This is a genomic window from Pseudomonas sp. 1 (assembly GCF_056626735.1).
This window is the reverse complement of record NZ_JBWXMQ010000002.1, coordinates 479,777-487,006: the sequence shown is the minus strand read 5'-3', so window position 1 is coordinate 487,006 and position 7,230 is coordinate 479,777. Positions and strand designations below refer to the sequence as shown.

General features: G+C 61.7%; 8 protein-coding genes. 3 read left to right on the top strand and 5 right to left on the bottom strand.

All coding sequences use genetic code 11. The features are described 5' to 3' along the window. Window positions 1-35: 35 nt before the first annotated feature. Window positions 36-470, bottom strand: a complete 435-nt coding sequence (locus tag AC1MDC_RS05400) for a DoxX family protein (protein WP_085704404.1) — start codon at window positions 468-470, stop codon at window positions 36-38. Between the two features lie 107 nt (window positions 471-577). Continuing rightward, window positions 578-1,999 (bottom strand): MltF family protein, encoded by a 1,422-nt coding sequence (locus AC1MDC_RS05395; RefSeq protein WP_085704402.1) that lies wholly within the window; start codon window positions 1,997-1,999, stop codon window positions 578-580. 235 nt (window positions 2,000-2,234) lie between these two features. Between AC1MDC_RS05395 and AC1MDC_RS05390 the strand changes: the two genes are divergently transcribed. The 3 genes from AC1MDC_RS05390 (at window position 2,235) to AC1MDC_RS05380 (ending at window position 5,117) form a co-directional block, all read left to right on the top strand. Next, window positions 2,235-3,041 carry a TatD family hydrolase gene (locus tag AC1MDC_RS05390; RefSeq protein ID WP_085700002.1) on the top strand — a complete coding sequence of 269 codons (807 nt, stop codon included), beginning with the start codon at window positions 2,235-2,237 and terminating at the stop codon, window positions 3,039-3,041. A gap of 108 nt (window positions 3,042-3,149) precedes the next feature. Beyond that, complete coding sequence (locus AC1MDC_RS05385) at window positions 3,150-4,631, top strand: methyl-accepting chemotaxis protein (protein ID WP_085704400.1); 1,482 nt, start codon at window positions 3,150-3,152, stop codon at window positions 4,629-4,631. 120 nt (window positions 4,632-4,751) lie between these two features. Continuing rightward, a complete protein-coding gene (locus AC1MDC_RS05380; protein ID WP_039770492.1) occupies window positions 4,752-5,117 on the top strand; it encodes an Mpo1-like protein in 366 nt (121 codons plus the stop codon). Between the two features lies 1 nt (window position 5,118). Here AC1MDC_RS05380 and AC1MDC_RS05375 read toward each other — a convergent pair whose 3' ends face one another. The 3 genes from AC1MDC_RS05375 to AC1MDC_RS05365 form a co-directional block, all read right to left on the bottom strand. Beyond that, a complete protein-coding gene (locus AC1MDC_RS05375) occupies window positions 5,119-5,913 on the bottom strand; it encodes an acyl-CoA thioesterase (RefSeq protein WP_480392624.1) in 795 nt (264 codons plus the stop codon). Between the two features lie 121 nt (window positions 5,914-6,034). Continuing rightward, window positions 6,035-6,802 (bottom strand): CHAD domain-containing protein, encoded by a 768-nt coding sequence (locus AC1MDC_RS05370; RefSeq protein ID WP_085699996.1) that lies wholly within the window; start codon window positions 6,800-6,802, stop codon window positions 6,035-6,037. 77 nt (window positions 6,803-6,879) lie between these two features. Further along, the gene (locus AC1MDC_RS05365; RefSeq protein ID WP_007950948.1) at window positions 6,880-7,158 is read right to left on the bottom strand and encodes a hypothetical protein; all 279 of its coding nucleotides are present in this window, start codon (window positions 7,156-7,158) and stop codon (window positions 6,880-6,882) included. Window positions 7,159-7,230: the final 72 nt, after the last annotated feature.

Below are 7,230 nucleotides of genomic sequence, written 5' to 3'. Positions count from 1 at the left end.
CGCATAATGCGGGCCTTTTGCTTGAGCCAGAGCCTTCAACCGGCGATGGCGCGATCCACCGAGAGCTTGCCGGCACCTTCGATCAGTACCGCGAGGCTGCCACCGAGCAGAGCCAGGGCGAACTCGTAACCATTGTTGGCCATGAACAGACCGTTGCTGATGTGCACAGTGAAAATGGCCACCAGCGACAGGAAGGTCAGACCCAGTGCCGCCGGGCGCACCAGCAGGCCGATGATCAGCGCCAGACCGGCGAAGAACTCGGTGCCGCCGGCCAGTGTGGCCATCAGATAACCCGGGGTCAGACCGATGCTTTCCATGTATTGCGCGGTGCCTGCCAGACCGTAGCCACCGAACAGACCAAAGAGTTTCTGCGAGCCGTGGGCGGCGAAGATCACGCCGACGGCAATGCGCAGAAGGGTCAGACCGTAGCCGGCGCGGGTGAACAGGACCTTGTTGATCAGAGAGCTCATGTTGCGTTTCCTTGTGGTCAGAAGTGCTTGTTGGTTGGCCGCTATATTAATCAGTTAATTTCATGTTAAAAGCGCAAAAAATCCGCCATAACAATCAACTTATTAGATCATTTGCGTGAGACCACTTTTTGCCCTGCGGGCTCCAACGACTCCCGCTCCCGGTCGAACGCCAAGTAATACTTGTTCACGCTATTAACATAGCTGACGGCTCCCATTCCCACCTGCTCCATGGCGATGCGCTCGACCTGGAAGAACCATTGGTTGGGATTCAGGCCGCGACGCCGCGCTTCTGCACGCATGCCTTGCACCCGCTCCGGCCCGATGTTGTAGGCGGCCAGAGTGAACGCCATCCGCTCGCGCTCGTTGAGTTTCGGGCTATTGAAGAACTTGCGGCGGATCATCGCCAGGTACTTGGCCCCGGCCTGCACATTCGCATCGAGATTCTGGATATTGTTGACGCCGACCCGCTGCGCAGCGGACGGCGTGATCTGCATCAACCCGGTTGGCCCGCCGCCGCTGCGCGCGCTGGGTTGCAGCGCAGACTCCTTGAAGGCCAGCGCCGCCAGGTTGAGCCAGTCCATATTTTGCGCTTCGGCGTGTTTCTGCAGCGTCGGGCGCAGTTTTTCCAGTCGCTGACGGTCAGCCTTGGCCAACGGATAGTGCACTTGATAGAGGCGGCGGTAGATCCGCAGGAATGCCGCATCTTCGTTCGACGGTTTTTTGTAGCCGGTCAGGAAGCGGTCGATGCTGGCCCGTAACATCGAGGCATCGCGGCGCACGAACCAGTATTCCTCGCCCGGTTCGCTGATCATCACCTGCCGGTCGAAACGCAGCTTGGGCAGGATCTTGCCCCAACGCTCGGCAATCGGTTGCTCGACGATGGTCAGGTGGAAGATACCGCCCTGGACCATTTCCAGCACATCTTCGACCGCCAGCGTCGGATCGACCCATTCGATCTTGATCGGCGCCAGTTTGTGTAGCGCCAGCTTCTGGTTGAGCTGACTCACCGCCTCCCCTGCCGCACTGCCGGTGGGCAATGCCAGGGTTTTGCCGGCCAGTTGTTCGACCTTGGTGTAGCGCTTCTCGCCCTTGATGCCGACCAACACCAGCGGCACGTTGCTGGCAATCGGCTCGCTGCTGGCGACCGCGTGGCCCGGTTGCAACTCGAGCAGTTCGCCCGGCGCAACAAGATCACCTTCGCCGCGCTGCAACGCGCCGAGCAATTGGTCCTTGGCTTTGGGGATGATCTTGAGGGTGACTTCCTGGCCGTCGCGGGCGTGGCCGTTGAGGTACTGCTCGAAGGCACGCAGACGGTGGTATTCGACGCCGATGGCCTGACCCTGGACTTCGCCAGAGCTGTTGCGGCTCTGGTTGACCAGCACCCGCAGGACGCGGCTGCTGCGGATCTCGGTCAGGTCGCGGACCTTGGCGGCCGGCACGGCTTGCAGCGGCCCGGGCAGCCGCGCGACCGCCGTCATCGGCAGCAGCAACGAACCACACAGCAGGAGCAAAACCGACGGACGAACCATCCACTCTCCGGAAAGAATACGGGCGTTTTCACCGCTGAACGGTCGCAAAACACCGACGAAAACAGAGCGCCTGGAGCGCTGATAAAGTGCGAGAGACTGGCACAGTGATAGCAATGCTGTCACACCAGCCTGCCTCGCGGCCTCAACAGACAGCCATAAGCCGTTGTAGTTCTTGGCTTTTCTTATAAATCTACAGCTCTGATATGCTTTCCGGCCTTCGGCCCGAGGTAGCACCATGCAACTCATCGATATCGGCGTCAACCTGACCAACCCCAGTTTCGCCGACAAACACCAGGCCGTGCTCGACCGCGCCTACGCTGCCGGAGTCTGCCAACTGGTGCTGACCGGCACCAGCGTCGAGGGCAGCGAACAGGCGCTGGAACTGTGCCAGCAACTGGATCCGGACGGCCAGCGATTGTTCGCCACCGCCGGCATTCACCCGCATTCGGCCAGCGACTGGAATGCCGACAGCGCACGGCGTCTGCGCAGCTTGCTGCAAGAATCGAACGTGGTGGCGGTGGGCGAATGCGGGCTGGATTTCAACCGTGATTTCTCGCCGCGCCCGCAGCAGGAAAAAGTCCTCGAAGAACATCTGGCGCTGGCGGCCGAACTGCAATTGCCGGTGTTCCTGCACGAACGTGATGCGAGCCAGCGCCTGCTGGAAATCCTCCGAGACTTTCGCGACAGATTGCCCGCCGCCGTGGTGCATTGCTTCACCGGTGAGCAGAAAGCGTTGTTCAGTTACCTCGATCTGGATCTGCACATCGGCATCACCGGCTGGATCTGCGATGAGCGTCGCGGCACTCATTTGCATCCGCTGGTGAAGGAGATCAAACGCGGTCGACTGATGCTGGAAAGCGATGCGCCGTACCTGCTGCCACGCACATTGCGGCCAAAACCGAAGAACGGTCGCAACGAGCCGGCGTATCTGACCGAAGTGCTGCGTGAAGTGGCCTTGCATCGAGGCGAGACCGAGGAAGATCTCGCGGCCCACACCACCGCCTGCGCGCGGGCGTTTTACGGTCTACCTACCCTGCCCTAGCCGGGGCGACTGCATCACTTGTTGATGCACATCAAAATCCGGGCACCTGGGTAGCGGCACAATAATGGCACCTTGCCAAAACTGTTTCCGCTATCAGAGAAGACCTCCATGGGTGCCTGGCTTAGCAATATCTCGCTGAAATACAAATTCTGGGCGGTCAACGCGGTCGCCTTTGTCACCACCCTGTTGCTGGTGCTGTACGCCGTACAGCTCGAACAACAGGCTCGCAGTCACGCCGCGCAAGCCTCGGCCCAGGCCCAGGCGCAGTTGCTCAAGGCCTGGCCGGCCGGGCAGGCGCTGCCCAAATCCGATCAAGTGCTGACGTTCAAACGCGGCGAAGCACCGCGCCTCAACGATCAGCCGTTGCTGGAGATCACCGACACCAACGGCTGGATCGAGATCAGTCACTTGCCGTTGTTCGGCGAAAACCCGCTGCTCGGCGCCGAGGTATTCAGCCGTGCCGATGGCCAGCAGGTCGCCGTGATCGCCTGCGCGCCCAGCCTCAGTCAGGTGTTCAGCGAGCGCTTCGCCAACTATGCGGTGGCGGTGTTCATCCTGATGCTGGCGATGCTTGGCGCTTCACAGTTGCTGATCCGCTTTCTGCTCAGCCAGCTCAACACCCTCAAGGACGTAATGCTGCACGTGGAGAAAACCGGCGACCTCGCCGCTCGGGTGCCGCTGGCCTGCAAGGATGAAGTCGGGCAGATGGCCAATGCGTTCAACGCGATGCAGGCCGGTTATCAGCGGGTGGTCACCACCGTGGCCAACACCGCGCGGCAACTGGATATCGGCGCCGCGCGACTGGCGTCGAGCATGAACGAAGTGCGCCACGGCATGCTCGGCCAGCAGAGTGAAACCGATCAGGCCGCCACGGCGATCAACGAAATGACCGCCACCGTCTACCACATCGCTCAGCACGCCGGCGCCACGCGCGACCTGTCGCAAACCGCCGACGGCCTGGCCGGCAGCGGTCAGCAAGTGGTGAGCCGAGTGCAGACGTCGATTGCCGGGCTGTCCAGCGGCGTGCAGCAGACCGCCGAGATGATTCAGCGCCTGGCCGAGGACAGCCAGAAGATCAATGGCGTGGTCAGCGTGATTCACAGCATCGCCGAACAGACCAACCTGCTGGCACTCAACGCCGCCATCGAAGCGGCCCGAGCCGGGGAAATGGGCCGCGGGTTCGCGGTGGTCGCCGACGAGGTGCGCAACCTCGCCAAACGCGTGCAGACCTCCACCGATGAAATCACCACCATGGTGTCAGCGTTGCAGGCCGGCACCCGTGACGCGGTGGACTTCATGCAGGAGAGTTCGTACAAGGCCGACGACTGCGTGCAGCAGGCGCAAGAGGCCGGCGAAGCGCTGGCGGAAATCACGGGGGCGGTGGCGCAGATGCGTGAGAGCAACACGCAGATTGCGGTGGCGGCAGAACAGCAAAGTCAGGTTGCCGAAGAGATGAATCGCGCCGTGGTGAGCATTCGCGATGTCACCGAGAACACTGTGCAGCAGACCGTGGATTCGGCGACCACCAGTAACGAGTTGGCGACGCTGGCCGGGGAACTGAACAAGGCGATCGGTCAGCTCAAGCTCTAGGGCGCAACATCAAAAATGGCCATTGTCCCTATTACTTCAATAGCCAACCTTGATTCGCCGCTCTGGCTGCCCGGGCCTATTCTTCAACCATGTACTGAACATGGATCGAGGAGCAGCAACATGGGCAAACGTCACCCCAACCTTCCCGCGTGGCAATGGCGCGCATATCCGAACAACCATCAGCATCCGACCAATCTGGTGCTGCACCTGATTGCCGTGCCGCTGTTCATCGTCGCGTTTCTGTTGATCGTCTCCGGTGTGTTCAGCCTGAGTCTGGCCAGTGTGGCGATCGGCGTGATTGGTATCATCGCGGCGCTGGGTCTGCAGCGCCACGGTCACAGCCTGGAGGCGCAAGCCTCCGAGCCGTTCAGTGATCGCAAGGACGCCGTCTCGCGTCTGCTGGTCGAGCAGTTTCTGACGTTTCCGCGGTTCTTCCTCAGTGGCGGCTGGTACCGTGCCTGGCGTGAGCGTCACCGCCGCCATTGAGTCAGGCGAAGATCGTCACCGTCTGCCGGCTCATGGCAATCAGTTCACCCTGCGCGCTCCACAGCTTGGCGGCGACATGGCCGTAACCGTCGGCCGCATACTCGATGTCCGCCAGGTACTGGCAAAAATCCAGCGTGCTCAAATCCCGTAACGGCTGAACGAATTCGATGGTCCAGGTCAACGTGCTGCCCGGTGCCGGTTTCTTCAGGTACGGCAACAGCGCCGGTGGCCAGGCATCGACCAGCGCCAGCAGGTGCGCCTCGTTGACCGGCTCTTCCTTCACATCCCCGCGCAAGCGCACCCAACCGCCCATCAGCCGCGATTGAATGCCGGTGAACGGCATGCCGCCGACACTCCAGCGCATCGCCAAATGACGCATGAACTCCGGGGTTACGCCTTTGATGTATGGCAGTTCCTGGCAGTCGTTCCAATGTTTCATCTCGGGTGCCGGATAGGCTTCCACCGACACCTCCGACGGTCGCGAAGCCCCGAAGCTGCCTTGCACCATCGTCACCACCTGACCGTTCTGCACGGCGCGCCCCAGCACTTGGCTGACCGCCTTGCCTTCGCGCAGCACTTCGACCTCAAAGCTCACCGGCACTTCGGGCTCGACCGGGCCGACAAAGGTGATCGCCAGCGAACGCACCGGCCGATCAGTCGGTACTCGGGTGCGCATCACTTCAAATTGCAGTGCGGCCACCAACCCGCCAAAACTGGCCCGGCCCTGGCCCCACTCCGCCGGAATCGTTACCTCCGGTTGACGACGGACAGCATCGATCAGATCGCAAAAGCGCATGGAAACCTCGGACACGAAAAAGGGAATGACCGGATCTTAACCAGCGCGGCAGAGCCGCGCAGCGTCCATTCCGGTCAAAGAGACTGACAGATAAGACAGCGGCGCTGCGCGCCAGCGGGTTTCAGGATTTGAAGCAGGCCGCGCTGAGTTTATCCAGTACCCGGTCGGCCTTGATTTCGGCTTTGGCCATGGTCGCCTGCCATGTGGCGACGCAGGGTCGCAGATCCGGCTCCAGTTCGGCGCGCGCCAGCCATTGCCAGCAATCGTGCCAGTCACCGAGGGCGCCTTGTGCGGATTTCAGACGGGTTAATGCGGCTTCCGGCAGACGATCGAGTTCCGGGTAAGCCTCGATGCCGTAACGCACGCGCTTGATCAGCAAACGCAGGCGATGGCGGTCGTGGGCCGGGTCGTGCAGCGCCACGTCGAGGTTTTTCCATTGTTTGCCCAGACGTTTCTCGATGCGCTTGTCCAGGCGCTTGAGCAAACCCTGGCGCTGGGATGCACGCAGAAAGCGCGGGAAGGCGTCGAGGATCATCAGCAGCGAAGCCACTTCGGCGCTGGCCGCCAGCGTCGGATACGCCTCGGCCATTTGCGCCATGCGGCGCTGCGCGGCTTCGGGCTGATCATGTTTGATCAGCCAGGCCGCCAGCACTTCGCGGTCGCGCCATGGCGTGGTCAGTTGCCCCACCGCAGCCGCCGCATCTTCCAGTTGCTCGACACCGGGCAAACCGCGCAACGGCCGCAACAGGCTGCGCAAACGGCGCACGGTGGTGCGCAAATCATGCAGCGCCTCAGGGTCGGTCCGCGCAGTCAGACGGGCCTGACAGCCCAGCAGCCGTACTTCCAGGCTCAGGACATGGGCCACCAGCCGATCAACCAACGCAGACATCGCTTGCTCCTGAATTCAATGGCTTTGCACGAGTGTGAACTGGCGCAAGACACCTGCCCTTGCGCCACGTCAGCAGCTTAGCGTCCGGCGCGGGATTCGCGAATGTAGAAACGCGCCTTTTCGGCCTTCTTGGTGCAGCCTTCGAAACCCTCGAATTGCTGCTGAGTCTTGGCCGCCGTCAACAGCGACAACGCCTTGGAATAGCTGACGGTGCCGGCAAACCCTTCGGCCTTCGCCAGGTCCAGTTCATGCCACGCCGCGTCGAGCTGGCTGCCGCAGCTGTCGCGATAAGCGGTCTTGCCGGCGCAACCGGCCAACGCCAGAGCCATCAACGGCACACAGATCCAGGCTTTCATCACTCACACCTCAAAGATAGGTCAACAGTCGTGCAGGTAAGACGGTACGGCAGCGAAAAAGTGCCTTGTACC